The sequence below is a fragment of the Paenibacillus sp. ALJ109b genome (genome assembly GCF_010747435.1).
Classification (GTDB): domain Bacteria; phylum Bacillota; class Bacilli; order Paenibacillales; family Paenibacillaceae; genus Paenibacillus; species Paenibacillus taichungensis.
Map to the genome: position 1 here is coordinate 283,684 of NZ_JAAIFP010000006.1, position 24,715 is coordinate 308,398.

Consider the following 24,715-nt stretch of genomic DNA (forward strand, 5'->3'; position numbering starts at 1 on the left):
CAAGGATGAATTACCAAAACCAAGAAATTTAGTTATTCAATTTAAAAATAAAGGAGACCCCGCCGCCGCTTAAGCGTCTTGCGGAAAGTCTCCCATAGTGATGTTATTCGAGGAAATCTTTAAGCCGTTTACTGCGGCTAGGGTGACGCAATTTGCGAAGAGCTTTGGCTTCAATTTGACGAATACGCTCACGCGTAACACCAAATACCTTGCCCACTTCTTCCAGCGTTCTTGTACGTCCATCGTCCAGACCAAAACGCAGACGAAGCACGTTCTCTTCACGCTCAGTCAAAGTATCCAGGACATCTTCGAGCTGTTCTTTCAGCAACTCATAAGCAGCAGCATCCGCCGGAGCCAATGCTTCCTGATCCTCGATGAAATCACCCAGATGGGAATCATCTTCCTCACCAATCGGTGTTTCCAGGGAAACCGGTTCCTGAGCAATCTTCGTAATCTCACGAACTTTTTCCACACTCAGATCCATCTCGGCAGCGATTTCTTCTGGTGTCGGTTCACGCCCAAGTTCCTGCAACAGCTGACGGGATACCCGGATCAGCTTATTGATCGTCTCCACCATATGCACAGGGATACGAATCGTACGTGCTTGGTCCGCAATTGCACGGGTGATCGCTTGGCGAATCCACCACGTCGCATACGTACTGAATTTATAACCCTTTTTGTGGTCGAACTTCTCAACCGCTTTGATCAGACCCATGTTACCTTCCTGAATCAGATCCAGGAACAACATTCCACGTCCAACATAACGCTTGGCGATACTGACCACGAGACGAAGGTTAGCTTCAGCCAAACGACGTTTCGCTTCTTCATCCCCGTTTTCAATCCGTTTAGCCAGTTCTACTTCGTCATCCGCAGACAACAAAGGTACACGACCAATTTCTTTGAGATACATACGAACAGGGTCGTTGATTTTGATTCCTGGTGGAAGGCTGAGATCATCATCAAAGTGGAATTCATCGTCTCCCTCTCTGGTGTTGTTCTCGGAATCTTCACTAGGGCGAAGGGTTACCTCTTCATCATTTTCGTTCACGACATCAATACCCAGGTCGCTCAGTTGTTCATAGAACTCATCCATCTGCTCTGCATCTTGCTCAAATGGGGAGAGTTTTTCTATAATTTCCTTGTAGTTCAACGATGCTCTTTTCTTACCTGATTCAATCAATTGATCCTTAACCTGATCCAGTGTCAATTCTGTTTCTAGTTCAGTATGCTGATCATTCGCCATAACTCGACTCCCTCCTCCCTAGAAACATCCAACATTCAGACGTTCACTGTCTCTCTAGGGCAATCATTTCAATTGCAATTTGTGCCGCGCGTACAGAATCACCTGCCCGCTCTGCAGCAATCATTTCTTCTTTTTTCAGATCGTACTCTTTCTTACGCGGATATTTCAGCACTTCTCTGATGCAATCGTCGAGCACTTGAATACTCCATTCACCTGGACCATCCATCATCGAGATTGAACTGACTGTCTTTTCCAGTCGGTCATCATGCAGTGAAGACATAAAACGGCTTGTATCCGACGGTTTGCCTTGCGCATAATAGGCATATAGATAAGCAGCAATAGCTGCATGATCATCCAAGTTAAAAGCTTCACCAAGATGCTCATTCACGTACTGGGCAGCCTCATCATCCTGAAGCATCCAGGCGAGCAGTTTGCGTTCAGCAGCGTGGTAAGCCGGCAACAGATTGGGTGTAGGCACCTGCCTATTTTGTTGCCTACCATTATTCCACCTTTTCGGGTTATTATCCCCATACTGGAGGTTATTTTTCATGGCCTCCCGTTCTTCATTACACTCCTGCTTCAGTGTTTCAAATGATACATCCACTTCCGCAGCCAGTTCCCGAAGATATACTTCCCGTTCTGTAGGAGAAGACAATGGAGCAATAAGTTTCACCGCTTCCTTGGAATAAGCGATTTGTCCGCCGCCTTCTAGCAGTATATGGTTTTTTTTTAGGTTTATAAGCTTAAATTTTGTAGTCGTTACGGCGCCGTCCACAATCTGGTTTCGGAACCGCTCGCCACCATGCTTGCGGATAAAATCATCCGGGTCGAGCCCATCCGGTATCAGAGCAATTTTGACCTGCAATCCCGCTTCCTCAAGAATAGGGAAGTTTTTGAGTGCTGCAGCCTGTCCAGCTCGATCGCCGTCATAACACACAATGACTTCATCACACATGCCTTTAAGCATCAATGCCTGATTCTCAGTGAGGGCGGTGCCCATTGCTGCTACACCATTCTGGATATCCTGATCCCAGGCGGAGATAACATCGCCATAGCCTTCGAACAATATGGCCTGCCTTTGTTTGCGAATTGCATTTTTGGCATGATGCAGATTGTAGAGAACACGGCTTTTGTTAAATAACCGGGTTTCCGGTGAATTTAGGTACTTCGGTTGCCCGTCTCCCAAAATGCGACCTGCAAATGCAATCGGCTTTCCGCTCCTGCCATTAATCGGAAACATGACCCTGTCTCGGAAACGGTCCACATACCCCTGACCTTCGTTTCGCGGTGACAGTAATCCACCCTTCTCCATCTCTTCAAGCGGAAACTCGCGTTTTTCCAAAAATTGTACCAAGGTATCCCAGCGATTAGGCGCATAGCCAATCTGGAATTGGTCAATGAGTTTGTCGCTAAACCCACGTGAGCGTAAATATTCCATAGCCACTTTACCGTGCTCTGTATTTTTCAATAAGAAATGATACAGCTTCGCGGTAAGCTCATATGCTTCCAATAAACGTTCTGTTTCTGGATTAACATGAGCCGATTCACGCCCTTGCCAGTCCCCCATTGAAATGTGGCTTTCTTCTGCCATCGTCTTGACAGCCTCGGGAAAGGATAACCCTTCGATTTCCATCCTGAATTTGATGGCATTTCCACCCGTGCCGCAACCGTAGCAATAGAAAATTTGTTTCTCAGGCGTAACTGTAAACGAAGGCGTCTTCTCAGAATGAAAAGGACAGAGGCCTTTCATATATTTCCCCTGTTTGGTCAGATGTACAAATCGGCTCACCGTATCGACGATATCATGCTGCTGTAACACCGATTCAATAATGCTTTCGGGTATACCGCCTTGTCCGGTACTCATCTTGGTCCACCTTCATCTCTTTAACACGTAAATATTATTCGATAAACTTACACATTCTCCTGCAAATCTTTCAAAAGTTTTGTCAGTTTATGTTGAAAAATTTCCCGATCCTGCTCTGTGAAAGGCTTTGGGCCTTTTCCATAATGCCCTCTTTTTCGTGCTTTGGCCGCAGTATGACGGGAATCCAGCATGAAATCAATGTCACGATCATTAAATTCACGACCACGAAATGATAAAACATAACAACGTTTGCCAAGTGCGAGCGCCGCCAGTCCATAATCCTGTGTAATGACCACATCGTATGGCTTGATGTGATTGGCAATGTAAAGGTCTGCACTCTGATCACTTCGATCTACCTGAACGGTGCGCACTCCTTCTCCGCCCTGAAGAAAATGGTCAAATGAAGAAACCATCAATACAGGAACTTTGAATCGAAGAGCTGTTTCTGCGATCTCAGCCTTGACCGGGCAAGCATCACCATCCACAACAATATGGCGTACATTCAACTCACTCAAAGCCAGACCACCCGGTTTCATAAAATATCTGCATATTGTAATATACGACCTCAGCCAGTCAAAATCCTTCTGACCGGTCTATGGAAATCAAAGGCTAAAATACGGAACGGCTGTAAATATAAATTTTTCACAATCCGTTCCGTATATTTATACCCTCATATATCCTTCTTTAATACTGAATTTATGGTTTGCCGCAGATCTATCTTCTCGGAGTAAAAACGAACCCGACTACCAGACGAGTTTGGAGAAATCAGCAAAAGCTTTCAGATCACGGTCAATGGCTGCAAGCAGTGCCAGACGATTCGCCCGCACAGCCTCATCTTCAGCCATAACCATAACCGAATCGAAGAATACGGTGATCGCTTCCTTCCAAGCCGATGCAATCGCGAGCGCTTCAGCAGCAGCATGCTGAGACAATACCTGACGATACTCCTCATTGGTTTTGCTCCATGCCTCATGCAGCTGGCGTTCTCCTTCTTCTGTGAAGAGTTCTGCATGAACCGAAGCATTGGATGCTTTAGCAGCCAGATTACCGACACGGTTGAAGGATTCGACAGTTGTTTTGAAGGCATCTCCCGTTTGGACAGCTGCCATGAGTGCCTCACCTTTTGGAACTACCGCGCTGATATCATCAAATCCGGAAGAAATCACTGCGTCCACAACATCATAACGAACCGTTTCCGACAACAGTTTTTTCACTCGAAGACCGAAGAAGTCCTGTAAATCTTTACGCACCTCTTCATCCGCACGTTTCAACAGGTTCATCTGAGCATGCACTTGAAGTGCAACACCGAATACATCGGACAATGTCAGCGGAAGATTGTGATCCAGCAAAATTTGTACGATACCTGCTGCCTGACGGCGCAGTGCGTATGGATCTTGAGATCCTGTAGGAATGATATTGATCGAGAAACAACCTACAATAGTATCCATTTTATCCGCAGCACTCACAATAGCTCCAACGAGCGAAGCAGGAGATTGATCTCCGGCGAAACGTGGCTGATAGTGCTCAAATACCGCTTTGGCCACTTCTTCTTTTTCACCAGCTTTACGGGCATAATCTTCACCCATCACACCTTGCAGTTCAGGGAATTCTCCCACCATAAGTGTAACAAGGTCGAATTTGCAGATATCCGCAGAACGATTCACCGCTTCGGCTACATCAGCTGGTACTTGCAGCTTGCTAGCCAGACCATCCGCAATTTTGCGAATACGGCGAACTTTATCTCCAACCGTTCCCAGCTCTTCCTGGAAGACGATACTTTCCAATTTCGATAATGCATCCTTGATCTCCAGCTTCTGGTCTTCCTCGTAGAAGAACTTGGCATCAGACAGACGTGCACGAAGTACCTTTTCGTTTCCTTTTGCAATGACATCCAGTGAATCGCTGCCACCGTTACGAACCGTAACGAAGTATGGCAACAATTGTCCATCATTATCAAGCACAGGGAAATAACGTTGATGCTCACGCATCGAAGTAATCAGTACCTCTTGTGGAATATTCAAAAATGAAGATTCGAATGTTCCGAACAGCACCGTTGGTGTCTCAACCAGGAACAGAACCTCTTCCAGCAAATCTCCCTTGATCGCAATATCCCATTTTTTCTCAGCAGCAAGTGCCTGGATCTGGGATACAATCATCTGCTCACGTTCTTTGATATCCGCAATGACGTGCTCGGAACGAAGCACTTCTACATACGAAGCGGGATCTGAAATAACCGCCTCTTTTCCGAGGAAACGATGTCCACGTGTTACATTGCCAGACTTTACGCCTGCAACTTCCAACTCAATAACATCGCTGCCCAGCAGAGCGACAATCCAGCGAATCGGACGTACAAATTTGAAATCATACGAAGCCCAACGCATGAATTTCGGGAACGTCATGGCATGCAGTATAGCCAGCAAACCCTGACCGATTACAGAGGAAGTTTCCACGCCTTTGCTGCTCTTGGTAGCATAGATATATTCCACGCCGCTCAGTTCCTTGAATGTGAACTGATCCGGTTCAACACCCTGACTACGGGCGAATCCGAGTGCAGCTTTACTCCAGTTACCACTGTCATCCAATGCTATTTTACGGGAAGGTCCTTTAACTTCTTCCTCCACGTCTTCCTGTTTCTCGGCAACATCCTTGATCAAAACAGCCAATCGACGCGGTGTGGCATACGCATTCACTTCACCGTAAGCAATGCGGGATGCATCCAGCCATTTCACAACACGATCTTGCAGCTGTTCAATTGCTGCTCGCATGAAGCGTGCAGGCACTTCTTCCAGACCAATTTCAAACAACAGATCCTTAGACATGCTCAGCTCCCCCTTTCTTGATCAGCGGGAAGCCGAGCTTCTCACGCTCTTCCACATATGTTGCAGCCACTTGACGAGCCAAATTACGGACACGGGTAATGTACCCGGTACGCTCCGTTACACTGATTGCTCCGCGTGCATCCAACAGGTTGAACGTATGTGAACATTTCAACACATAGTCATATGCCGGGAAAACCAGATTCTGTGCCATAGCCTTGTTTGCTTCCTCTTCATGCATGTTGAAGAGCGTAAACAACATTTTGACATCAGATACTTCAAACGTATATTTGGAGTGTTCGAATTCAGGCTGACGGAACACATCACCGTATGTAATGCCATCTACCCATTCCAGCTCAAACACATTTTCTTTTTCCTGAATGTACGAAGCAAGACGCTCCATACCATACGTAATTTCAACTGCTACCGGATTCGTCTCGATTCCACCGACTTGTTGGAAATACGTAAATTGGGTGATTTCCATACCGTCCAGCCATACTTCCCAACCAAGACCAGCACAGCCGAGGGAAGGATTCTCCCAGTTGTCTTCAACAAACCGAATATCATGTTTGAGCGGATCAATACCCAACTGTTTCAGACTTTCCAGGTAAATCTCCTGAATATTGTCCGGAGAAGGCTTGATAATAACCTGGAATTGATGATGCTGATAGAGACGGTTTGGATTTTCTCCATAACGACCATCCGAAGGACGGCGGGACGGCTCTACATAAGCTACTTTCCAAGGCTCGGGTCCAAGCGAACGCAAAAAGGTCATCGGGTTCATCGTACCTGCCCCTTTTTCCGTATCATATGGTTGAACAATAATACAGTTGTGTTCGGCCCAGAATTGTTGCAGCGTGAGGATCATCTGCTGAAAATTCATAATCATGCTCCTTTTCGATGGTTTGTGATGAACAAGCCTAGAACGGTACAGACAATAAAAAGCCCTCGTCCTACGCCTGTTATACAGACATAGGGACGAGAGCTATTCCCGCGGTTCCACCCTACTTGGCTTAGATATAAACAGAAGATCCTGTTCATTCAAGCCCACTTTTCCGTGTCATTCATGCTCCCGAGTGCCATTTCACAGACCGATTCAACCCGGCTCCCACCATCCCCGGCTCGCTCACACAAGATTAGTAAGGTCAACGACCTTTCTGCTCCTGAATGTAATAAATCAAGTCTCTTACTTTCTCGTTCAATGCATGTCTCCAAAAGAGAAATTATAGTTCATAATATATAAAAATAAGTACGAAGTCAAGATATATTACTTATTTCACATGAAGACGACTCAAATCCCGTACTTTTCCATTTGATCAAGAAAAGAACGGGATTTTAAATTCAAGCCAAGCTGATGATCCATAAAGGTCCGCATGATCTTTTTAATCTCATCCCGGGTGCCTTCGCTCACCGATATATTACCAAGCCTTTGCAGATCCAGCTGTGCAAACAGACGTAACAGTTTCAACGCCTTCGGACTCACGGACATCGCCGGAGGATCAAAGTGTTTGCAAGCACGGCACAGAACGCCCCCAAGTCTGGGACTAACAAATAATTGTTCATCCGGACGCTCGTGACCACAAGAAATGCAATCATCAAGCTGAGGTCCATACCCGGCTGCCTGTAATATTTTCATTTCATACAGGCTTGTGATGACGACCGGATCTTTCTCTTCCTTCAACGCCTGAAGACAGGCTTTCAACTGTTTGAACCAGAACGTACCTGTCTCTTCATCCTGCAACACACGATCCAGCAGTTCACAGGCATAAGATGCATAGGAAGCCTTAATTAGATCTTCACGCAGCTCATGATATGATTCGATAATCTCCCCTGCGTTTAGTGTTCCCAGACCGGTGTTACGAAAATATACATATTGACCGTACGTAAATGGCTGCACCAGTGCAGCATGTCGGCTTTTGGGCTTTTTGGCACCGCGGACGAGTACCCCTACTTTCCCGCCGCTTTCGGTGCAAAGCGTAATGATTTTGTTTCCCTCGCCGTAGTCCATGCTGCGGATGACAATCCCTTCCACCCTGTATAGCATGCCTCGTCACCTAACCATTCCCGAATTAGCCAATTAACCTTCGGCTTCTTCATCTTCAATCACTTCCCTTGCAGGTTCCGACTCCTGTCCTACCGAGCTACATGCCTCGGAATACAACAAATAGGATTCCACATCCCCCGTCATCGCAAAAACCTTCCACGAAAAATCTCGCATCGGAATTTCATCCTCTCTTCGGAAATGACGTCTGCTTCTACCAGATAGGATGGAGTCTTGCAAGGTAAACTATGTGTTGCAATTAATGGATACAATTCCGACGATTAGTCGCGGCCAAAGCCAAGGTCACGCAGAACTCGATCCTGGTTTCTCCAGTCTTTCTTCACTTTAACCCACAGGTCCATGAAGATTTTGGAACCTAACAGGTTTTGAATATCCTGGCGGGCACGTTTCCCCACTTCTTTGAGCAGGGCACCCTGTTTACCGATAATGATCCCTTTTTGCGAATCACGCTCCACAAAAATGACGGCCGAAATATAAACGACGCCATTGTCCTGTACTTTCATATCCTCAATCGTTACGGCAATGGAGTGAGGCACTTCTTCGCGTGTCATTTGTAAAATCTTCTCCCGAATCAACTCGGCACAAACGAACTGTTCCGGATGGTCTGTAACCTGGTCATCTGGATAGTACTGTGGACCTTCCGGCAAATACTTGCCGAGCTGCTCCAGCAACGTGCTTACATTGCTGCCTAGCATGGCAGAAACAGGTACGATTTCAGCGAAATTGTGCAACTTGCGATATTCCTCAATCAGCGGAAGCAGTGCTTCCGGCTCAATTTTATCAATTTTGTTCATGACAAGAATGACAGGCGTACGCACATTTTTCAATTGTTCGGCAATATAACGGTCCCCACCGCCCATGCCTTCAGAAGCATCGATCAGGAACAGAGCAGCTTCAACTTCTCCGAGCGTGTTCAAAGCGGTCTGGTTCATGTAATCGCCCAGCTTGGATTGACGTTTGTGAATCCCTGGCGTATCCAGGAAAACGATTTGTTGTTGTTCCGATGTATATACACCATGAATCTTATTACGCGTCGTTTGTGGCTTGTCCGACATAATGGCAATCTTCTGTCCAATGACTTGGTTCATCAGTGTGGATTTACCTACATTGGGACGTCCAATAATGGCTACAAAACCGGATTTGAATGCTTGTTTTTTCATATGTTCCTCCTCAGGCGCCTAGGCCTGGAATGTATTGGTTTTTACTTTTTAGCAGAGTTCAGATCAGATGGTCCAAAAGCCCATGGCAATAATTCGGCAACTGTAGTCTCCTGCAGATCACCTTTCAAGTTACCCAGAATGACCTTCATGTCCGGATCACACAGTTCGTACATCACTTGACGACATACACCGCAAGGAGCAATCGGTCCGTCTGTATCTCCTACAATCGCCATAGCCTTGAAACTGCGTGGTTGCTTACCCCCTGCAATCGCGCTGAACATAGCTGTGCGCTCAGCACAGTTACCTGGCGTGTAAGCAGCATTCTCAATATTACAACCATGATGCACATGTCCCTCACTGTCAAGCAAAGCTGCACCTACACCAAAATGAGAATAAGGCGTATACGCTTTCGTGCGTGCCTTAATTGCTTCTTGCATCAACAAACCATTATCCATAATTAATCTCTCCCTTTGGGGTGTACTATAAAGTTAACTAGTGCATTTACACTGGACACTCCGCTGCCAAAACAACCTTCCGAGCGCTGTTATCCCCAGATTTTTATGATTCACTTTTTCAAAGTGAAAATCCGGGGATAAAGGCGCACACTTCGTTTCTTCAGGTTTCTTCTGACCTCTCCGTTATCGTGTTTGCATCAAGTAACTATACAATTGTGTGTAATTTTAAAAACAAAATCAGAGCAAACCCAGCCAGCTCATCACCGGCTTAATGAAAACGACACACCCGATGATGACGGCGAACACCGCAGCCAGCAAAACTGCACCGGCCGCGGTGTCCTTCGCCGCTTTTGCCAGCGGATGTATATGCGGGTGCGCCAGATCTACAGCAGCTTCCACTGCTGTATTCATCAGCTCCGTCACAAGAACCAGAAAAACGGCTGTCAGTACAAACATCCAGTCCGTTCTGGAAATCCCGAAAAAAAAGCCGGCTGCACACATCAAAATGGCAACTCCTGTATGAACTCTTACATTCCGCTGAGTCCGCAGCCCGTATACGATTCCTTCCGCAGCATTGCGGAATACCATCCCCCAGGAGCGCCTTTTCATTATCGTGTCAACCCGGCTTGGGCGAGTACCGCTTCCTGTTTGCCCATCATTTCGGCTTCGCTGGCTTCATCCTGATGATCGTATCCAAGCAGGTGCAAGAAGCCATGAACAAACAGGAACCCGAGCTCACGTTCAAATGAATGTCCATATTCTTCACTCTGCAGAATGGTCCGTGGAACAGAAATAATAATATCCCCCAGAACATCCGGCATTTCTTCCATTTCTTCATCCTCGTCCAGTTCGTAGATGATATCCAGTTCCTCATCCACAGTCTCATTCATTGCAAAAGACAATACATCTGTTGGACGATCAATGCCGCGATAGTCACGGTTTAGCTCATGAATCTGCTCATCATCTACGAAAGTCAGGGCCACTTCCCCGTCCGCAACACCCTCTGCTTCCCCAGCAAGGTTCAGCAGCTGCTCCAGCATTGCTATCATCGGTTCGGTGATTTCTTTATCCTGTTGTTCATTATTCCATGCTAAGTTAAGACTCATTCTTTCATACTCCTGTCTTCTCATATTAGCGAATCAACCCGCTTCAGGTGAGGTTGGCTTCGGTTTCTTCATTTCTTCCGGATATTCAATCCTGGAGTGGAATATGCCCATGACGGTTTCCTTAAGGGTCTTGGCGACGATATCCAGCTCCCGCATTGTCAGATCACAGTCGTTAAACTGATGATCGTCCAGTCGACCTTTAATAATCTTTTCGATCATGGACTCCACTTGTTCCACAGTAGGCTTCCGCAAGGAACGGACCGCAGCTTCCACGCTGTCAGCAATGCCAACAATCGCCGACTCTTTGGACTGAGCCTTGGGACCCGGATAACGAAAATCATCTTCCGTGAAATCTGGTTCCACTCCTGCTTCCTCAGCCTGACGCAATGCTTTGTGATAGAAGTAATGCAGGAAGGTTGTTCCATGATGCTGCTCAGCAATGTCCCGAATAGGCCTCGGCAGCTTGTAGTCCTTCTGCATTTCCACACCATCGCGTGCGTGAGCAACGATAATGGACTTGCTCAGCTTTGGATCAATCGAATCATGCGGATTTTCCATATTATTTTGATTTTCAATAAAATAAATCGGTCGCTTGGTCTTGCCAATATCATGGTAATACGAGCCCACCCGACATAACAACCCGTTAGCACCAATCGCCTCCGCGGCGGCTTCTGACAGGTTTCCTACCATCACACTATGGTGATATGTGCCCGGTGTCTCTGTTAGCAATTTGCGCAATAGCGGGTGATTGGGATTAGACAGTTCTACTAGTTTCAGCGCAGACAAAATGCCAAATGAGGTTTCGAAAAACGGCATCAGCCCAATAACCAGTATGGCGGTCAGTACGCCTCCGGCAAATGCAAATCCAATGCCATAGAGCGTTGTTGTACGGTTCCAGTCACTTGAGTCAATCAGAGCCAACGTGAAAACTGCGATCGATCCGAACAGACAAACCATAATGGCGCCTTTCAGGATCGTAGACCGCTGACTTGCCCGATGGGTGGCGAAAATCGCAACAAACGATACTAACACGGCGAAGAATCCAAGTTCAAAGTCAAAAATTTGACCCTGATGTGTATTCAAAATAATGCTCGACAGCATGCCGATAATAATTGAGCAGACAAAGGCAAGCGATGTATCCAGCAGCAATGCTATTAACATGGCTCCTACGGCAACAGGGGCAAGAAAGCCTACGTATGAATTCTCACTGGTCTGGAGTATCGCAGTAACATGCATTACCACAATCGTAATAATAAATATGAGAACAAGCATCAGCAGCTGAGCATTGTTATATTTGAAATGCGTTCCGCTGAATTGCTGAATATACATGAGAATCGCTGCTGACAACAGACAGGACAGCATAAGAAGTCCAAGCTGAGGCCAATAGTTCACTTCGTTTTTCAGCAAATCGTTCTCGCCCAGAAGGGTGTACATCTCCGGGGTAATCATCTCACCCTTGGCAACAAGTGTATCTCCTTGCTTGATAAAGACCGTTTGAGTGTTCTCACGTGCCTGTACTTTTGCTTCCTTTGTTCCCTCTTCATCATAGAAGCGGTTCGACGTTACCACAAGACGAGCAAGCTCCTGCACAACCTCACGCTGCGTACGCTTGCTTAAGGAGCTCACACTCACCATCTCGGCCACTTTGGCACGAGCTGTTGTAGCCTCACTAATCTGGTCGGTCATTAATCTGGACACGATATCCCGAGCGACTGCCTTCATCTCCTGAATATCATCCGAAGTCAGACGTGAAATTTTGATATATGTTTCTTCCGGGATACGGTAGCTTTGCTCCTGTACCACATTTCTGATCTCTTCCAAAAGAGTTTCGGAGTATGTACCCGCTTTCCGGTTGTTGTTAATAAAATTGGAAACAAAATCTTTCTGACGCTGCGGTATTTCATCACGATAGATGTCAATCTTGTCCTGACTGGAAATCTGATCATCCTGATTCAGTCGATCAATACGATCAAGCAGAGTCGTCATCAGATTTTCGTTCCGCATTTGCACGATCTGAAACATCGGCTGTACACGTTCAGCGGCTTCTTCTTGCGCTTTCAGCGTGGCCTTGGTATTCGGGATCTGCATGGGCGCAGCAATATTCACTTCACTTCGTGTGCCTTCCTGAATATCATACCGCTCTGGGAGCAGCTTGGAAGCAAGACTCACGTAGAAGAGGATCACCAGAAACAAAAACAGAAGATAGCGTGCCCACACGCTATACTTCCATCCTGTAGCTCTATTTTGAAAAGATTTGCCTTTTGACAGTTCCTTCGAGGTCATCGAGACAATCCCTTTCTATTCTTGATTTTCTGCGGCGTGGTTATAAGCGACGATGATTTTCTGGACGAGGGAGTGCCGTACAACGTCTTGCTCGGCAAAATAGACAAATCCAATCTCTTCCACTTGGCCCAGTATTGCATTTGCTTCCACAAGCCCTGACTTTTTGCCGCGCGGTAAATCAATTTGTGTCACGTCACCGGTAATGACCATTTTGGAACCAAAACCGAGACGAGTCAGGAACATTTTCATCTGCTCCGGTGTCGTATTCTGGGCTTCATCCAGGATAATAAACGAATCGTCCAGTGTACGTCCCCGCATATAGGCTAGAGGAGCAATTTCGATCAAACCGCGCTCCAGTGCCTTCGCAGTCTGCTCTTGTCCCATAACATCGTACAAGGCGTCATACAGGGGCCGTAAATAAGGATCAACTTTTTCCTGAAGATCGCCAGGCAAGAAACCAAGACTCTCTCCCGCTTCAACAGCAGGTCTTGTGAGCACGATCCGCTTGACGCTTCCTTCCTTAAGTGCTGCCACAGCCAGCACAACAGCAAGATACGTTTTACCTGTACCGGCAGGACCGATACCAAATACAACATCACGTTTTTTAATTGTAGTTACATAGTGTTTCTGTCCAATCGTTTTAACCCGGATCGGCTTACCACGGTACGTCGTTGTAATCTCGCCTTTGAACAGATCCAGAAGCTGGTCTGCACGCAGTTCCTTTGCCAGCTCAATGGCATACTTAACGTCCCTTTCGGTTAACACGTATCCGTTACGTACCAATTGCAACAACACATCAAATAATTGTTCAAGCGATTCCACATTCTGAATGTTGCCATGGATCACAATCTCCGCTTCACGGGATGCGATCTGGGCGGGAATCTCGGATTCAATCAGTTTCAGAAAAATATCTTGGGGTCCAAAAAGAGATTGACCCTCTCCCGCACTTTGGAGGGAGATTCGTATGCTGCGTGTTTGCTCTGACAAATAGCCTCATTCTCCTTGACTATGGACTAACGGAAGTTCTTCCGCAATGCTTTCTTCCACTTCAAATAATACTTTCATATAAACTTTACCATTCTCTTTCTTCTCATGCAAAATTTTTTCACTTAAAATTTTAGTTCCTTTGCCGTTTTTGGCGATAATATCGTTTCTTGCTCCTTCCAATCCTTTCGTTCTAGCCCATTCAATCGTATGCTGCTCCTCTTGTTCCCGAGTTTCCAAATCTTTCTCCGTCAGCCATCCCATGGGAAGTGTGAAGGATCTCCAGGTCAGCGGTTTATGATCACTTTCGGTATCAAATGTGGTAAACGGCGTATTCCCGTATCCCCAGAGTTGTATCGCCCATTTCCCCAGCACAATGTAAAAACGTTCCTTGCTATCTCCAGTCATCGTATTATGTTTCTGCACAAGGGGGACTTCGACCTGATATTCTCGCCACACCAGTCCGCGTACTTCCCCTTTGGCTACAATGGTCTTTGTATTCTCTTCATCTCCCAAAATACCGGATATTAGTACCTGCCCCTTCTTGACACGCATGTCCTTCTGCACGACAGGGCGCCCCTGCTCCGCGTAAATCTGAGTGATTACAGCGTCTGTTTTACTGACCAGATGTCTCGGGTTCAGCAACGGTTCACGCTTGGGCTGTGCTGACTCCACAACCTGGATGGTGATGGTTGTCCCTTCTTTGCTCACCCCAATCCAGGTTACATCTGGTAGAGCCAGCGCGAGCTGTCTGGAGAGCTTGTCCTGGCTTTGCAGCCGAAACCCCCACTGAAAGGGATAGATGCCTTCTTTCTTCGCTGCTGCGAGCACTTCATCCGTGGGAATCGTCACATTACCTTTGACTTCTACATTCCAAACCATCGATGACAACGCAAACAGAGCTGCTATAAAAAACAGCATGCCACCCAGAAAGAACTTCCGTCTTAACAAACGGGCTGCAAAAAAAGGGAATCCACTCCGGTGTGTCACCTTTACTCGGCAGCCTGTCCGTTTCAGCAAAGGACGCAGCTTGAAAAAATGTGGTAGCAGAATATTCATTTCTGCCTTGCGTCCGTCATGGGCACGCAGGTCCCATACTTCCAGTCCCTGCTCTGCCACTGTGTTGATTAATGCTTCAATATCCCCCCCAGTGACCGTGATTCGGACTGCTCCGCGCAGTTTGTACAGACTGGGCTGCTTCATCCGTTCCCCTCCGCTCCATTCATATGAATATCCAGAATTGTTCCTTCAACAGCCACTTCATCCGGCAAAATATTGCGAATCATCAGTTCAGTTCCTTTGATCTCCAGCTGGCCCTGTGAGAGAGCCAGAACGATGCGATCCGGTGTAAAATGAATGACACCACGATGATTCTCTATATACAATTGCTTTGTGCCGATCAGGGTTAACCGTGGCATATCGTAAAGCACGTCCTGCGGCAGATCCAAAACTTCACTGGTCCATCTGCGCAGCTTGCGGCTGATCCGGGTCATTCGAAGGTCTTCCCCCTTCCTCTACAGTTCAACTTATGCTCAGTTTCTTGAAATTATGAAAACTACGGACCGTGTTAGATGTGAAAATAAAAATAGGCCGAAACAGAAAAAAGCCGTCATCTGGGATTATGCTCACCAGAGACGGCTTTTCACTTATTAAAACAATATTAAGTTATAGTTTACCCCGTGTTCCAAAGGGTTGTTTAGAGCGGGGAGAACCGAGAACTTCTGCCCACAACACACCGGTACGAATGTCTTCCCGGCGAAGCTGGGGCGATCCAGACTCGCCGGATGAAACTTCATCCCAACTGGAGTCAGATACAACCGGTGTATTTGCAGTAGAAATACGATCCAGTCGCTCACGAATTTCGCGTTGTCGTTGCTCCATCACTTTCATTTGTTCTTCAAGTGAGTTTGCCATTCCACCCAAAGAACTCCGTCCTCCTAAATCGTCATCAAAGGGACGAGCAGATGTCGTCGCCGGCTCTGAATAGGGTTGGTCATATCGATCATCGTACTGATCATCATCATACCGCTCATCGTACCGTTCGTCATAATGCTCATCATAGCGGGGATCAGAAGGACCCGATGACTGCTGCGGTGCGGTATTTCCCCGCGAGCGATCATTCCGGTCTGAATCACCACTTCCTCCAAACGTAGGCATCCCGTTATTTGGACGCTTTTTGTTCGGATCAGCCGACTTGGCTGCTTTTCCAAGGAAGGAAAAGAGTGCAAATGCGATGACTGCTACAATATACAGATTGTTAAAAATCCATTCAAATAGGCCCATATGCACTCACCGCCTATCTTCCGTTTTTGGAATCACCCTGATCGTTGGAATTCGAACCTTCACCAGGTTTTCCCAATGTATTACGCATTTGAGTATCCGCTTCAATGTTTTTCAGGTTCATGTAATCCATGACACCGATCTTACCACTACGCAGTGCTTCGGACATTGCCAAAGGTACTTGGGATTCAGACTCAACTACACGCGCTCTCATTTCCACTACGCGCGCTTTCATCTCTTGCTCTTGAGCTACGGCCATAGCACGACGTTCTTCCGCTTTCGCCTGTGCAATACGTTTGTCAGCCTCTGCCTGCTCCGTTTGCAGGAATGCACCAATGTTTTTACCTACATCCACGTCCGCGATATCAATAGACAGGATTTCAAAAGCGGTACCTGCATCCAGACCTTTGGACAATACGGTACGAGAGATCAGATCCGGATTTTCCAAGACGTCTTTATGAGAATTCGAGGAACCGTTCGTACTTACAATACCTTCGCCGACACGAGCGATAATCGTCTCTTCACCCGCACCACCGACGAGGCGGTCAATATTGGCACGAACTGTAACCCGTGCTCTTACTTTAACTTCGATACCATCTTTGGCTACCGCAGAAACAATCGGCGTTTCAATAACACGTGGGTTTACACTCATCTGTACGGCTTGCAATACATCACGACCTGCAAGGTCGATCGCTGCTGCACGTTCAAATTCGAGTGGAATGTTCGCACGTTGTGCAGCAATCAGGGCGTTGACAACTCGGTCTACGTTACCACCGGCCAGGAAGTGACTCTCCAGTTGATTCATTGTCAATTGAAGTCCAGCTTTGGTTGCTTTAATCAGTGGATTTACGATCCGGCTAGGTGTTACACGTCTTAGTCTCATCGCTACCAGCGTGATAATCCCCACGCGTACGCCCGATGCAAGGGCTGAGATCCAGAGCATAACCGGGAAAAAGCTGAAGAATACGCTCAATACGATAATCGCAACTACCGCAATGAGCAAAACCGTAATCAAGGTTGGTTCCATAGTCAAAATTCCTCCATTTGCAATTTGATTTTTGTAAGAAACATGATAAAAACGGTGTGGAACTTTGCGCTGTGCATTGATTCACACCACTCCACTAGCAGACTCCGTAGAATGGTTATGTACATTGCCGAAGCTTTAATCAACTCCGGCAACAGAGCGGGTTACACCGGTAACGCTTGTTGAACCACTATCCGGGTACCTTCCGCTTTGATCACAATAATTGGTGTATCAATCGGAATGAAATCTCCATCTGACACCACATCGATACGCTCTCCGTTAAATATCGCTGTTCCCGAAGGACGAAGAGGAGTCAGACTGATGCCCTGCAAACCGATCAACTCTTTGCGTTCTGTCGCCGAAGAGTATCCTTGATCAGCAGACAGCCTATCACTTAATATGAACCGATTCCATATGCCTCGATCCTTAAACAGAATAACAACGATTGCAATGACTACCAGCGCGGCTCCAAAAGCAATACCTAACGAAATAAATGCATCACTTGTATCATAGGCGGCTCGCACGACACCAGCGACAAGCGCAATCGATCCCAAAATACCCAGAATACCAAAGCTTGGGATAAACATCTCCAGAATCATCATGATGAGTCCAACAGTGAATAACACCCATGTCTCCGCTCCGGCAAAACCGGCGATGTAGTTCCCTGAGAAATAAAGCACAAAGCACACGATACCAACAATACCAGGTACTCCGAACCCAGGTACAATCAACTCAATGATTACACCGGCTATTCCGAGGAATAGCAATACCGTCATGACGACAGGATTGGTGAGAAATGTGGATATGTTCTCTGCGGCTGTTCTCTGAACGGTGAACACATCATCTTGACTGTAACCAAGCCAGGCTGCAGCTTCTTCCGGCGTGTTGCTGATATGGTCCGCATAACCCACTTTCAGCGCTTCTTCAGCCGAGAGAGCAATAATTTCACCTTTTTCCTTGGTTTTATTAATCTCAGGCATTTCCACGACCATGTTAACATCCGTCATTCCGGCTGCAATTTTACCGTCACGGCCACTTTTCTCAGCCGCGCCCTGCATCTTGCTCTTCCAGAATGCAACCAACTTCGGATCATCGACATGTTTACCTGTGCTGTCCACCATCGCTGCCGCACCAATCATACTGCCTGGCGACATTACGATCTTATCTGCATTCAAAGCCAGAAAACTTCCGGCCGAAGCAGCATCTCCACGGACAAATGCAACGGTTTCAACTGGGCTTTCCTTAATTAATGTACCCAGTTCTTCTGCCGTGTCGACACGCCCTCCCGGCGTATTGATATCCAGAACGATCAGGCCAGCATTCATCTCTTCTGCTTCCTTGAACCCGCGTTCCATAAACTTGCCAAGTCCCTGCTCGATTGGTTTATCCACCGGAATAATATATACGGCGCCACTTTTCTCAGCTGCATGCGCTGACGGCGATCCAATCCAGACAGGAAGCAGCAGCGTCAGTAGCATCATGAGCATCAATGGCCCCGTAAGCTTCTTCCGGCGCTTTCCCTTCACAAATAGTCCCCCCTTTTCCATTAATGTTATACTGTCCAGCTTATGGTATTTATTACGTACAATGCAACATTTCGTTTCAAAATCTTAAAATTATATTTGAAACCGGAAGCAATTGCAACATTTTAAATCCATAATCATATATATTATCCATTTAAAAGCAATATTTGTGAATTTCCTTGAACAAATGAACGAGATTTCTAATCACACTCCAAATTCCTTATGGGAACGGAGTAACGGATCAAAGATGTAAAACGGAAAAAACACCCCCTGACAAGTCAGGAGGTGTTTATTGATTTGCTTTATTGCAGAAATTGTTGAACTGCTTGATTTACCAGTTTGCCATCCGCTTTGCCTTTGACTTTCGGCATAAGGGCAGACATGACTTTCCCCATCTCGGCTTTCGAAGAAGCACCGGTTTCCTGGATGGTCTGCTGTACAATAACTTTAATTTCTTCTTCGGTAAGCTGTGCGGGAAGGTACTGACTGAGTAATTCAATTTCCGCTTTTGCATTTGCCGCGAGGTCATCACGGCCCGCTTTGTCAAATTCTTGGAGGGCATCTTTGCGCTGTTTGATTTCACGACTCAGAATATCAAGCACTTCGTTATCATCCAAATCTCTTTTCAAATCTATTTCAAGATTCTTGATCGTCGAACGAATCAACCGAATGTTGGAGAGCTTGAACTTGTCCTTACTCTTCATCGCTTGCTTCATATCTTCGTTCAATCGTTCGCTAAGATTCATGTAGTTAAAATCCTCCTAAAACTTTCTCTTACGAGCAGCCTCGGACTTTTTCTTGCGCTTTACGCTTGGCTTCTCATAATGCTTACGTTTCTTCACCTCAGCCAATACGCCATCTTTTGCGATGGAACGTTTAAAGCGACGAAGTGCAGCATCAATAGTCTCGTTTTTGCGAACTTTAGTTTCAGACACCAGTTTTCCCTCCCTCCGACCAGACCGTCCAAGAGCAATAACACGGTTCATCACCTTTCATTATAGGCGAAAGGTAATAAAGGTGTCAACCTTAACGTAATGATCATTTATTTTATGTGAACTTCAGCTCCATATTCATGCCTTTTATGCATATATGAATCAGTCCTGATTTAGAGTAACTTGGATCGTTTATTTGTGTGAGTCTGACAAACTTGTCAACACGCCAAGTCGGGTCCCACCAAGTAAATGATAATGCAGATGATGAACGGTTTGTTCGCCATCCTTGCCGCAGTTATTAATCAGTCGGTAACCTGTTTCTTCCACTCCAAGACGCTTGGCCGCTTCCTGCGCAGCCAAATGAATCTCACCGATCAACGGCAAGTCTTCCGCCGTTACTTCATTCATGGAAGCAATATGTTTCTTGGGAATAACGAGTACATGGGTCGGTGCAGCGGGCTGGATGTCATGAAAGACGATGACATGGTCATTCTCCAGTACCTTATTGGAGGGAATGCTGCCCTCTACAATTTTGCAAAATAAGCAATCCATTGTTCATACCCTCCTTTGAATTAAAAATTATGTATACCCTTCTATCATACCGGAACTGAAAACTCACGTCCAATTTAACCTGTTCAGCTATGTGACTAAGATCGGAATTTTCAACAAAAAAACCTTTCACATCTTAGTGGACTGCTGAGCGTTCACCACAGATGAAAAAGGTCATTATACGCATCACACGTATTAATCCATCACACAATTCTATTAATAATAAGGCAATAAAGTTAAGGCAGTGAGGCCAATCAGAGGCAGTACCAACCTATTGAACCGTCTGCGACCATAACCATAATAAGGGTACGGATAACCATAGCCCGGGAAAAATCCCCGTGCATGAGCGGGATAAGTAACCGGCATCATATTGGGTCCCCAGTTTGCATTTGCATGGTTAACCATGGCTTCATGCCCCACGGGAACAGCCAAATAAATCATGTCATCATCCACATTTTCCACAATGCCATCGTAATGGGCACCGTCATGCATCTGTATACATACATAGCGATGCATGTGTTCCTTACACAGTTTCTTCGCTTCTACCTTCTCCACGTTCAATCGCCTCCCGAATCTGTTCTGCTCTTCATCACCCTTTCATGGTATTCAGATCTGGGCGAAATGACACTGTGAATGACAAGAGTTTCAAGATAAGTGCCTAAGGAGTGACATCCGTATAAAAGTTGTACCCTTGAATTTAAAAAACGAAAAAAAGAAGCACCCCGTTGCAGTTTCCATACGGAAGTCTGCTGTCGCGGACGTCTAACCAGGATTATTCCTGATCAGACGTCCGCCGGGGTGCTTAACATAAAGTTTGTCGGCTTAACTGTAGTATAACAACAGGATGAACCTGTATCTGTGAGCTATCTCACTCAACTGTCACAACGAGTATATAAATGTGATTCAAACCACCAAACCTTAGTCCATCAGGAGCTTCCCTTAGAATTAAACTTTAAAGATTGGATTATGAGGAGAGGAGAATTAATCTCAATTTTGACTCATTCAATCGTATGTGTTCTGTGTTCAAATCCCTACAATGTTTCCAATACTACGCGAGAGCCAGCTCCGGCTTCACCCGCTGGAATAACTACAAGTTTGCGTGGCAAGCGTGCTCGCAGCTCCGGTACGTGACTAATAATACCGACGGCAAGACGGTCATCATGCAGTTTTTCTAATGATGTAATAACGGTATCCAGCAATTCAGGGTCCAATGTGCCAAACCCTTCATCCAGGAAGAAGAATTGCAATGGGTACTGACCGCGCAGCTGAATCTGGGCAGACAGAGCCAAGGCCAATGACAACGAAGTCAGGAACGTCTCTCCACCGGACAAGGTAGATACCGGACGTTTAACCCCACCGTTTGCATCATCACAGATGACAAAGCCCCCACCTGAATCTACCTCAAGTGAATAACGTTGTTTGGTCAGGAAGCGCAGACGCTGTGAAGCAGCCTGACTAACCTGCATCAGTTGTTCTTCTGCAATATACTCGACAAAGGCATTACCTCTGAAAGCTGCTTGCAGTTTGCTAAGCATCTCACCTTGTCGGCTCACTTCTACCCGTTTGTTCTCCAACTCGGTCCAGCGAACGTGTCGCTGCTGCACATCTTCCAGATCCCGTTCTGCACGCGCCTTGGCTCTAAGAGCCGCTTCATCCTCTGCACGAGACTGCTGGAGTCGCACTGTGCATGCCAACCATTGTTCCTCGGATACAACAGCTCCGCCCAGTTTTTGTTCCAGCTCACGTAATTGAGAAACAAGTTCACGATCACGCTCCCGATGCTGCTGAATTTCCGCCGCCAGCCGCTCTGCTTCTTGGGAAGGAAGGGCTGCTTCTACAACGGCATTCTCGGAGTCAAATGGCGATTGATCCAGCAATTGCTTCCAGCGTTCCTGTGCCTGCTGCAAATGCTCTGCTGCCGAGGCTGCTGCTTGATGAGCCATGACATCCTTCTTGGCCGATTCCTGTTTCAAGGCATCCGCTTCCTTGAAACGCTGTGCTGAATCGGCAGCAATTTTCCGCAGTCCATCCAGTCGAGTCTGGGCCGCAGCAATCAAATCCTCGACGCGTTGCTCACCAACCCATTGACGCAGACGTTCTTCCTTCTCGGCGAGCTGTTTGCTGTTTCCTTGCCATTCCGTTTGCCACTGAATCAGCTGTTTGTCCAACTCAACCAGCTTCTGCTGGAGGGACTGTACCAGCTGTTCCTTTTCCTCAAGGAACGTCACACTCTTGTTCAGCCGTTCCTTGATATCTTCTGCGCGCGCGTCGCGCTCCTGCATCGCCTGGTGAAGGGCCATGGCCTGCTCTTGAGCGATGCCTGGCAGTTCCGCGGCCCAGCGGCCGTGCAATGCGGCTGCGGCGGCCTCGCTCTCGGCCAACCGGCGCTCCGCCTGGGCGAGTCCGGCTTGGCCGGCCTCCTGCGCAGCAGCCGCTTCCATGCGGCGCTGCTGTGCGCCTACAGCCGCCTGCTGCAACGCGGCGGCTTCCGCTTGCAGCGGCGCTGCGTCAGCGGCCAGCGCCCGCGCGGCTTCGCGCAGTGCGGCGGCACGCTCCGCCCAGTCCGCCGGGGAGCGCCCGTGTACGGGCGAACCGGCGGGCTCCGGCTCGGCAGCCGCAGGCGCGGCCTCGGCTGTGGCCGGGGCTTCGCCGGCCACAGCGCCAAGCTGCGTCAGCAGGCTGCGACGTTCGTGCAGCTGCTGACGCAGCCCAAAGCGCAGCTCCTGCAGCTCCGCGTGCAGGCTGCGCAGCAGTTCCAGGTCCGCATCGCCTGCGGGCGGACCTTCTCCCGGCGGCGCAGCCGGGAGTGGGTGGTGTGCGGAGCCGCACACCGGGCATGGCTCCCCGTCGCACAGCTCGGCGCGCAAGGCAGAGGAGAGCCGATGCAGCTCCTGCTCACGCATGGTTCCGCGCAGCTGCTCCTCCGCCCTGGCCAGCAGGCTCTGTTCACGGCCAATGTCCTGCTCACAGGCAAGCAAGGCCTCTAGACCCGTTGCCGCCTGTTCGATCAGATGCTGACGCTGTTTACTCAGACGGCTCTCTTCCTGGGCAGCCAGCTTCAGCCGATCTGCCCCCTGTTCAGCCGACTGCTTATTGGCTTCCATCTCAGCCTTGTTCAGGCGCAATTGCTCCGCAGCAGTATCCAGACGATGCTTCAATTCCAGTGCAGCCTGCAGCTGTCTGCGTTCTTCGGACTTCACTTCATTCGGCTTCAGGCTTTCCTGTAATTCTTCCCGCCGTTTGCGGCCACGCTGCTGTAGTTCTTTTTCCTTCTCCAGCTGTTGTCCGATGACGCTCTGTTCAGCCTGTCCTTTGTCCAAAAGCTGCTTTAGACGGGTACGATCCTCTCGTAGCCCGTCCCGTTCCCGTTGCAACTCCTTGGCCTGTTCCAGCTGTTCCAATCGAAGCAGCAGCTTGGGTTCTTCCTCAGCCATCTGTACACGGGCCGTTTCGGCCTTCTCGGCTTCCAGTACAGACAGCCGTTCATGTTCCACCGCTTGCCGGTGAGCAATCCCGGCTGCATCCTCACGTAACTTCTGCTGTGCTGCTGCGTCACGCATCGTCTGCAATGAAGGCAGTATCGCGTCTGCCGCCCCGGCCAGTTTCAGCCGTTGTTCCCCAGCTTCGATCTGTGGCGCACGTGCTTTCAGCTTTTCGTGTTCCTCCATACGAACCTGGCGTTCATGACTTAACTCACGGACTTTGCCGAGCTGCTCGGCTTCCTTCATCGCTTCATCAAGCGTTTTGCGTGACAATTCAGACTGTTTCACAGCAGCTTGAAGAAGAAGCTCCGTTTCTACCAACGTCTCTTTGCTCGCATTCCCAAGCCCCTGCTGCTCCGCAGCCAGTGACTGATGAACCATATCATTGTCCTTCACCCGCCGGCTGAGCTTGATGGCAAGCTGATCTCCATACTTCTCCAGATGAAATAAACGTTGCAGCATCTGGCGTCGTTCACTGCCTTTCAGCGACAGAAACTCAGCGAATTTACCTTGTGGAAGCACAACGGCTCGCGTAAAATCATCCATTTTCAACCCAATGACATCTTCAACGCATCGGTTCACGTCTGCCAGTTTATCAGCCAGCACCTGTTCCTCTCCGTTGACGGTCTCAATGAATTTGCTGATGGTGTTGCTCACCGAAACCTCATTGTTTCGTTTGAAACGTCGTTCCACCCGAAATCTTCTTGTGCCTTCTGCCGAGACAAGTTCAAATGTAAAAGCAACAGACAACGAATCTTCAGCGTGATTCATGATTCCCTGGGTACCGTTAACCGAACGTTCCACTTTTCCGTACATCGCCAGCGTAATCGCGTCGAGCAAAGAAGATTTCCCACTGCCTGTAGGACCAAAAATGCCGAACAGTCCCGTTTCTGTCAATACGGTAAAATCAATCCCCTGAGTCTCCCGATAACTTTGCAGACCTGCAACTTTC

The 24,715-nt window shown here is 47.7% G+C and carries 23 protein-coding genes; all 23 read right to left on the bottom strand.

Going from position 1 to position 24,715, the window contains the following annotated elements; all coding sequences use genetic code 11:
• Positions 1-103: 103 nt before the first annotated feature.
• Positions 104-1,243, bottom strand: coding sequence for an RNA polymerase sigma factor RpoD (gene rpoD, locus G3352_RS07570; RefSeq protein ID WP_024628459.1), 1,140 nt, complete (start codon positions 1,241-1,243; stop codon positions 104-106).
• Positions 1,244-1,286: 43 nt separating this feature from the next.
• Positions 1,287-3,107, bottom strand: a complete 1,821-nt coding sequence (dnaG, locus tag G3352_RS07575) for a DNA primase (protein ID WP_163755370.1) — start codon at positions 3,105-3,107, stop codon at positions 1,287-1,289.
• Between the two features lie 47 nt (positions 3,108-3,154).
• Positions 3,155-3,643, bottom strand: coding sequence for a YaiI/YqxD family protein (locus tag G3352_RS07580; RefSeq protein WP_090901596.1), 489 nt, complete (start codon positions 3,641-3,643; stop codon positions 3,155-3,157).
• A gap of 207 nt (positions 3,644-3,850) precedes the next feature.
• Complete coding sequence (gene glyS, locus G3352_RS07585; RefSeq protein ID WP_163755372.1) at positions 3,851-5,926, bottom strand: glycine--tRNA ligase subunit beta; 2,076 nt, start codon at positions 5,924-5,926, stop codon at positions 3,851-3,853.
• Entirely contained in the window at positions 5,919-6,806 is an 888-nt protein-coding gene (gene glyQ / locus G3352_RS07590) for a glycine--tRNA ligase subunit alpha (protein WP_024628463.1), read from the bottom strand. The genes glyS and glyQ overlap by 8 nt, the downstream gene beginning before the upstream one ends.
• 408 nt (positions 6,807-7,214) lie before the next feature.
• Positions 7,215-7,967 (bottom strand): DNA repair protein RecO, encoded by a 753-nt coding sequence (recO, locus tag G3352_RS07595; RefSeq protein WP_163755374.1) that lies wholly within the window; start codon positions 7,965-7,967, stop codon positions 7,215-7,217.
• A 33-nt stretch (positions 7,968-8,000) separates the two neighbouring features.
• The gene (locus G3352_RS07600; RefSeq protein WP_076288095.1) at positions 8,001-8,141 is read right to left on the bottom strand and encodes a YqzL family protein; all 141 of its coding nucleotides are present in this window, start codon (positions 8,139-8,141) and stop codon (positions 8,001-8,003) included.
• 104 nt (positions 8,142-8,245) lie between these two features.
• Positions 8,246-9,145: a GTPase Era gene (era, locus tag G3352_RS07605; protein WP_076288094.1), complete on the bottom strand. Its 900-nt coding sequence runs from the start codon at positions 9,143-9,145 to the stop codon at positions 8,246-8,248.
• Positions 9,146-9,186: 41 nt separating this feature from the next.
• The gene (locus tag G3352_RS07610; RefSeq protein ID WP_076288093.1) at positions 9,187-9,600 is read right to left on the bottom strand and encodes a cytidine deaminase; all 414 of its coding nucleotides are present in this window, start codon (positions 9,598-9,600) and stop codon (positions 9,187-9,189) included.
• Between the two features lie 237 nt (positions 9,601-9,837).
• Positions 9,838-10,209, bottom strand: a complete 372-nt coding sequence (locus tag G3352_RS07615) for a diacylglycerol kinase family protein (protein WP_163755376.1) — start codon at positions 10,207-10,209, stop codon at positions 9,838-9,840.
• Positions 10,209-10,706: an rRNA maturation RNase YbeY gene (gene ybeY / locus G3352_RS07620; protein WP_063567028.1), complete on the bottom strand. Its 498-nt coding sequence runs from the start codon at positions 10,704-10,706 to the stop codon at positions 10,209-10,211. Before ybeY ends, G3352_RS07615 begins: the two co-directional genes overlap by 1 nt.
• Before the next feature lie 33 nt (positions 10,707-10,739).
• Complete coding sequence (locus G3352_RS07625) at positions 10,740-12,989, bottom strand: HD family phosphohydrolase (RefSeq protein WP_063567029.1); 2,250 nt, start codon at positions 12,987-12,989, stop codon at positions 10,740-10,742.
• Positions 12,990-13,004: 15 nt separating this feature from the next.
• Positions 13,005-13,976, bottom strand: coding sequence for a PhoH family protein (locus tag G3352_RS07630; protein WP_076288091.1), 972 nt, complete (start codon positions 13,974-13,976; stop codon positions 13,005-13,007).
• Positions 13,977-13,982: 6 nt separating this feature from the next.
• Complete coding sequence (yqfD, locus tag G3352_RS07635) at positions 13,983-15,176, bottom strand: sporulation protein YqfD (RefSeq protein ID WP_163755379.1); 1,194 nt, start codon at positions 15,174-15,176, stop codon at positions 13,983-13,985.
• Positions 15,173-15,466, bottom strand: a complete 294-nt coding sequence (gene yqfC / locus G3352_RS07640; RefSeq protein WP_024628472.1) for a sporulation protein YqfC — start codon at positions 15,464-15,466, stop codon at positions 15,173-15,175. Before yqfC ends, yqfD begins: the two co-directional genes overlap by 4 nt.
• Before the next feature lie 172 nt (positions 15,467-15,638).
• Positions 15,639-16,256 carry a hypothetical protein gene (locus G3352_RS07645; protein WP_163755381.1) on the bottom strand — a complete coding sequence of 206 codons (618 nt, stop codon included), beginning with the start codon at positions 16,254-16,256 and terminating at the stop codon, positions 15,639-15,641.
• 13 nt (positions 16,257-16,269) lie between these two features.
• The gene (gene floA / locus G3352_RS07650) at positions 16,270-17,280 is read right to left on the bottom strand and encodes a flotillin-like protein FloA (protein WP_076288088.1); all 1,011 of its coding nucleotides are present in this window, start codon (positions 17,278-17,280) and stop codon (positions 16,270-16,272) included.
• Positions 17,281-17,441: 161 nt separating this feature from the next.
• Complete coding sequence (locus tag G3352_RS07655; protein WP_163755425.1) at positions 17,442-18,764, bottom strand: NfeD family protein; 1,323 nt, start codon at positions 18,762-18,764, stop codon at positions 17,442-17,444.
• A 338-nt stretch (positions 18,765-19,102) separates the two neighbouring features.
• On the bottom strand, positions 19,103-19,546 hold the full coding sequence (locus G3352_RS07660) for a GatB/YqeY domain-containing protein (RefSeq protein ID WP_024628476.1): 444 nt from the start codon (positions 19,544-19,546) through the stop codon (positions 19,103-19,105).
• 15 nt (positions 19,547-19,561) lie between these two features.
• Positions 19,562-19,735 carry a 30S ribosomal protein S21 gene (rpsU, locus tag G3352_RS07665; RefSeq protein WP_005547957.1) on the bottom strand — a complete coding sequence of 58 codons (174 nt, stop codon included), beginning with the start codon at positions 19,733-19,735 and terminating at the stop codon, positions 19,562-19,564.
• Between the two features lie 189 nt (positions 19,736-19,924).
• On the bottom strand, positions 19,925-20,284 hold the full coding sequence (locus G3352_RS07670; RefSeq protein WP_024628477.1) for a histidine triad nucleotide-binding protein: 360 nt from the start codon (positions 20,282-20,284) through the stop codon (positions 19,925-19,927).
• Positions 20,285-20,497: 213 nt separating this feature from the next.
• Entirely contained in the window at positions 20,498-20,836 is a 339-nt protein-coding gene (locus tag G3352_RS07675; protein WP_076288085.1) for a hypothetical protein, read from the bottom strand.
• A gap of 476 nt (positions 20,837-21,312) precedes the next feature.
• Positions 21,313-24,715 (bottom strand): AAA family ATPase (locus G3352_RS07680; protein ID WP_163755383.1); only part of this gene is annotated, 3,403 nt, incomplete at its 5' end.

What these genes read in the sequence shown, in the direction of transcription:
- glyQ (WP_024628463.1), bottom strand. Translation starts at nt 6,806, where the DNA reads ATGAATTTTCAGCAGATGATCCTCACGCTGCAACAATTCTGGGCCGAA.
- glyS (WP_163755372.1), bottom strand. Translation starts at nt 5,926, where the DNA reads ATGTCTAAGGATCTGTTGTTTGAAATTGGTCTGGAAGAAGTGCCTGCA.
- G3352_RS07615 (WP_163755376.1), bottom strand. Translation starts at nt 10,209, where the DNA reads ATGAAAAGGCGCTCCTGGGGGATGGTATTCCGCAATGCTGCGGAAGGA.
- G3352_RS07655 (WP_163755425.1), bottom strand. Translation starts at nt 18,764, where the DNA reads ATGCTCATGATGCTACTGACGCTGCTGCTTCCTGTCTGGATTGGATCG.
- floA (WP_076288088.1), bottom strand. Translation starts at nt 17,280, where the DNA reads ATGGAACCAACCTTGATTACGGTTTTGCTCATTGCGGTAGTTGCGATT.
- ybeY (WP_063567028.1), bottom strand. Translation starts at nt 10,706, where the DNA reads ATGAGTCTTAACTTAGCATGGAATAATGAACAACAGGATAAAGAAATC.
- yqfD (WP_163755379.1), bottom strand. Translation starts at nt 15,176, where the DNA reads ATGAAGCAGCCCAGTCTGTACAAACTGCGCGGAGCAGTCCGAATCACG.
- G3352_RS07645 (WP_163755381.1), bottom strand. Translation starts at nt 16,256, where the DNA reads ATGGGCCTATTTGAATGGATTTTTAACAATCTGTATATTGTAGCAGTC.
- G3352_RS07670 (WP_024628477.1), bottom strand. Translation starts at nt 20,284, where the DNA reads ATGGATTGCTTATTTTGCAAAATTGTAGAGGGCAGCATTCCCTCCAAT.
- G3352_RS07660 (WP_024628476.1), bottom strand. Translation starts at nt 19,546, where the DNA reads ATGAATCTTAGCGAACGATTGAACGAAGATATGAAGCAAGCGATGAAG.
- recO (WP_163755374.1), bottom strand. Translation starts at nt 7,967, where the DNA reads ATGCTATACAGGGTGGAAGGGATTGTCATCCGCAGCATGGACTACGGC.
- G3352_RS07610 (WP_076288093.1), bottom strand. Translation starts at nt 9,600, where the DNA reads ATGGATAATGGTTTGTTGATGCAAGAAGCAATTAAGGCACGCACGAAA.
- G3352_RS07625 (WP_063567029.1), bottom strand. Translation starts at nt 12,989, where the DNA reads ATGACCTCGAAGGAACTGTCAAAAGGCAAATCTTTTCAAAATAGAGCT.
- G3352_RS07580 (WP_090901596.1), bottom strand. Translation starts at nt 3,643, where the DNA reads ATGAAACCGGGTGGTCTGGCTTTGAGTGAGTTGAATGTACGCCATATT.
- rpoD (WP_024628459.1), bottom strand. Translation starts at nt 1,243, where the DNA reads ATGGCGAATGATCAGCATACTGAACTAGAAACAGAATTGACACTGGAT.
- G3352_RS07600 (WP_076288095.1), bottom strand. Translation starts at nt 8,141, where the DNA reads ATGCGAGATTTTTCGTGGAAGGTTTTTGCGATGACGGGGGATGTGGAA.
- era (WP_076288094.1), bottom strand. Translation starts at nt 9,145, where the DNA reads ATGAAAAAACAAGCATTCAAATCCGGTTTTGTAGCCATTATTGGACGT.
- dnaG (WP_163755370.1), bottom strand. Translation starts at nt 3,107, where the DNA reads ATGAGTACCGGACAAGGCGGTATACCCGAAAGCATTATTGAATCGGTG.
- yqfC (WP_024628472.1), bottom strand. Translation starts at nt 15,466, where the DNA reads ATGACCCGGATCAGCCGCAAGCTGCGCAGATGGACCAGTGAAGTTTTG.